The sequence below is a fragment of the Pseudomonas sp. JV245A genome, from assembly GCF_032424515.1.
GTDB lineage: Bacteria > Pseudomonadota > Gammaproteobacteria > Pseudomonadales > Pseudomonadaceae > Aquipseudomonas > Aquipseudomonas protegens.
This window is the reverse complement of record NZ_VYKE01000288.1, coordinates 1-3347: the sequence shown is the minus strand read 5'-3', so window position 1 is coordinate 3347 and position 3347 is coordinate 1. Positions and strand designations below refer to the sequence as shown.

At 62.0% G+C, this 3347-nt stretch carries 5 protein-coding genes and 1 pseudogene; 2 read left to right on the top strand and 4 right to left on the bottom strand.

The features are described from left to right. The 4 genes and pseudogenes from F6S12_RS30660 to F6S12_RS30645 form a co-directional block, all read right to left on the bottom strand. Window positions 1–219, bottom strand: a pseudogene (locus F6S12_RS30660) (amidase); the annotation flags it as partial. 94 nt (window positions 220–313) lie between these two features. Beyond that, window positions 314–934, bottom strand: a complete 621-nt coding sequence (locus tag F6S12_RS30655) for a GIY-YIG nuclease family protein (RefSeq protein WP_015635452.1) — start codon at window positions 932–934, stop codon at window positions 314–316. A 54-nt stretch (window positions 935–988) separates the two neighbouring features. Further along, window positions 989–1429 carry a hypothetical protein gene (locus F6S12_RS30650; protein ID WP_315869755.1) on the bottom strand — a complete coding sequence of 147 codons (441 nt, stop codon included), beginning with the start codon at window positions 1427–1429 and terminating at the stop codon, window positions 989–991. Window positions 1430–1449: 20 nt separating this feature from the next. Next, window positions 1450–2298: a suppressor of fused domain protein gene (locus F6S12_RS30645; RefSeq protein ID WP_015635454.1), complete on the bottom strand. Its 849-nt coding sequence runs from the start codon at window positions 2296–2298 to the stop codon at window positions 1450–1452. A gap of 185 nt (window positions 2299–2483) precedes the next feature. On the opposite strand from F6S12_RS30645, the gene F6S12_RS30640 reads away from it, so the two are divergent. Together F6S12_RS30640 and F6S12_RS30635 are read left to right on the top strand one after the other, a co-directional pair. After that, window positions 2484–2843 carry a hypothetical protein gene (locus tag F6S12_RS30640; RefSeq protein ID WP_065363932.1) on the top strand — a complete coding sequence of 120 codons (360 nt, stop codon included), beginning with the start codon at window positions 2484–2486 and terminating at the stop codon, window positions 2841–2843. Window positions 2844–2917: 74 nt separating this feature from the next. Then, on the top strand, window positions 2918–3347 hold a 430-nt coding region (locus F6S12_RS30635), incomplete at its 3' end, for an HIT family protein (protein ID WP_315869754.1).

Sequence of the window (3347 nt, the reverse complement as noted above, 5' to 3'; positions counted from 1 at the left end):
CCGCGCCAGATAGGCCTGGACCAGTTCCACCGAGGTGGTCTGCCCGGATTCCAGAGCGGCGCGCAGGTGGGCAATGGAGACTTCGGTGACTTCGATCATGCTGCTACCGCCGTTGGCTGGTGGGTGATGAGGTGCAGAGGGCGCAACGGGGCGCGTGTGTTGGGGTATTGGCTGTGCATGGTGATTCTCGTGGTACGGCTGGCACGACAAGGGTGGCATGGGAACGCTGGGGGCCTTTTTAGCATCTAGTGCGGGGCAGAGGAATCGGCTTGATGGATTATTGCTTCAGGCCAGCTGCGCCAGGGCCTGCGGGCTAGAGGTAGATCTTTCCCTCGGCGTCCCTTGCGTGAAACTGCTGCAGGAAAGCGTGGTAGTCACGATAGTCATGGAAGTCCATGCCGGCCTTGTCAGCCCGATCGTGGAGATCCCGTGGATTGGGACGAAAGATTTTCTTGATCTGGCGCATTCGCTGCACATCGATGCCGTTGAATTTTTGATCTCGCTCATAGTGGCTGTAGAGATTCTTTCCACCGACCGAGAACCCGCGGCGAGCCAGAATCCAGTCGACTTGAGCCTCTGCCTCCTCGGGATGTATGGGGAACCATTCAGAGTCACGGCCGGTGTCCAAGTGCTTGATCGGCTCTCCAAAGACCGATCTTGAATGGATGTAACGCTCGATGTCGGACAGCTCCCGGCGCGAAGTCCCGTTGGAGCACTTGGACAGTTCATAGACCGTGAACAGGGTAAGGAAAGGATTGTAGGTCTTGCCTTCGGCAATCCGTTGCTGCGGAGTTCGCTTGGTGGTCAGCCCGATCTTTGTCAGGCCCATGTCGCGGATGTCGATGGCGATATAGAGCCAGGCATACAGGGCAGGGGTGCAGTCAGCGTAGTACTCGTTGAACTGCGCTTCTTCATCGTCAAAATCGAGGTCCATCTAGCCACCTTCCTTACGGGCTGCTGAATGCAATCGCTGATTGCAAGAGCTCGCTCATGCGGGCTCCACGTTGAACTCGCCAAGGTAGTCCAGGGTTGCCGTGCTTGCGGGCTGGCGTTGATTGGCGCCGCCGGAGATCGATTTGTGGTCACCGTAAATCGACTCGCAGCCAACGATGATGAAATGGCTGTAGCCGGAGTCGACGCGCGTGCGCAGCTGCTGTTTTCCGGCGTCGCTGCGGATCAGCGATTCCAGGTATTGCGGGCCGTCTTCACTGCCGATCAGCTCGACGAAATCGGAGTCCATGTAGTACCCCAGCTCCTGTTTGAGGCGCCAGCTGGGGTTGCGTGCTTCCCAAGCGCTGAACTCGGCATCGCTGGCGTCGGCCGCGGGTTCGGGCTCCCACTGTTCGAAGGCAAACCGTTCGGCCTCTGCCTGGTTCGGGAAGCGGGCAGCGAACAGGTAGAAAGGGAAGTAGTTCTCGGCTTCTGACATGGACGGCTAGGCTCCTTGGTTCAGATCAGGCTGGCGCGCTGCAAATGGCTGACATGACCATGGCCGGCGGCGCTCAAGCGCACGGCCAGGTCTTCCCGGGCCTGGGCCCCGCCGCTGCGCACGTACTCCAGCTCCGCGGCGGTGATCAGCACCACCGGCACCAGGGTCACGGGGGACAGCGGCATGTCTTCCAGGCGTGTCGGGAAGTCCGGGGCCGGGCCGCCCACCAGTACCCCGGCGCAGTCGTCGGCGCTGATGAAATGCGCTGGCAGTTGCTCGCTCATGGCGCGGGACTGGCTGACGCCGGGCAGTTCCAGGGACAGCACCCCGTAGCGCTGCAGGCGAGCAGTGAGGCCACCGGCATCGGCCGTGGTGTTGGCCACGCAGCGCAGCAGTTCGAAAGCCCAGCTATCGGCGAACGGATAGACATCACCCACCGCGCCCTGGGCATGGGGTGGGATGTCCGGGGTTTCGACGAACAGTTCCATCTCGAAACCATTGCCCAGATCATCACCTGTGACCCCATCGAACGGGTCGGACAGGCCCTCGGTGGCGAGAATGATGCCGTTGTTGCGACGCACGATGCGATAGGCCTGGCGCGTGGAGGGCCAGTGCGAGCCGCCCATGAAACTGGGGCTGATGGCGAAGCCCAGGACGTCTTGCTCACAGTGGCCGACCGCTTGCCAGTGGCGATCGAGGCAGGCGGCACCGGCCTCCATCAGGGCAATGCCGGCCAGCTCTGCTTGGGTTGGCTGGTACTGGGCGAAGGGCTCCTCTGCGGCGGCCGGCTCGCCGGCGGGCAGGGTGGGCTCGGCCTTTTGTGGCGCCGGCTTTTTGAAGACGCTGAGCAGTTTTTCCAGGAAATTCATCGGGCGATCCTTGCGGGGCAAGTGCGTTGCACAAGGCGCACAGCACAGGGGTAGAGAGAGGGCACATTGTGACGGGTTTGCCGTGCCCATGGAAACCGACGGATGCAAGTTGCACGAAGCCTTGCCTTGCCGGTGTGGCTACCCGAGAATCCGCCCCGGTCCGCTACCTAAGGAAAGTGATCAGCATGTCTTACCCGAAGAAGCTAAGTCCGGAGTTTTCCGGGGCACTGAGAACCTTCAGTTTCTGGGTCGCCAACGGCACCTTGGGCTATCCGTTGCTGGAAGGCGTCGACTACCGCAGTTGCCTCGGGGACGAGCCGAGCATGCTGGAGATGGCCTATGCCATTTTTGCCAATGTGCTGGAGCTGGACGAGCAGGGCGTACCGGTGAATGCCAAGTACGCCGAGCACCGGGCGGCGCAGTACATCCGTCAGTATTGCGATCCGGGCTACCAGGCACGGCCGGCGTTCGAGGACTGGGAGCAGGAGCTGTACGGCCCGCCCGAGCGGGACGACAGCAAGCCCTGGCCAGCCGGCGTGGCCTAGGTTTTTCGACGGCTGGATACAAGCCTCGGGCACTATGGCTTCGAAACGACGAACCCCCTCATCAAGGATTATGAATGTCGCTGATTTCGCAACGTGTAGAACTGGCCCGCCAGGGTGCCAACGACAAGGTGATTTGCCGCATGGCTTCGGGCTGGGCGGTGATGGGCGATGTGCAGTTTCTTGAGGGCTATTGCCTGTTGTTGCCGGACCCGGTGGTGGCCAGCTTGAACGACCTGGATGCCCAGGCCCGGGCCACCTACCTGCTGGACATGGCCCGCATCGGCGATGCGCTGCTCGAGGCCACCGGAGCGCTGCGCATCAACTATGAAATCCTCGGCAACTCGGAGCCTGAGTTGCATTGCCATATCTTTCCCCGCTACGCCTCGGAGCCGGAAGGCAAGCGCCGGATGCCGGTGTGGTTCTACGACTGGAAGACCGCGCCGCCCTATGTCGAGGCCGAGCACGGCCCATTGCGCCAGCAGCTTGCCCGGATACTGGCTGGCC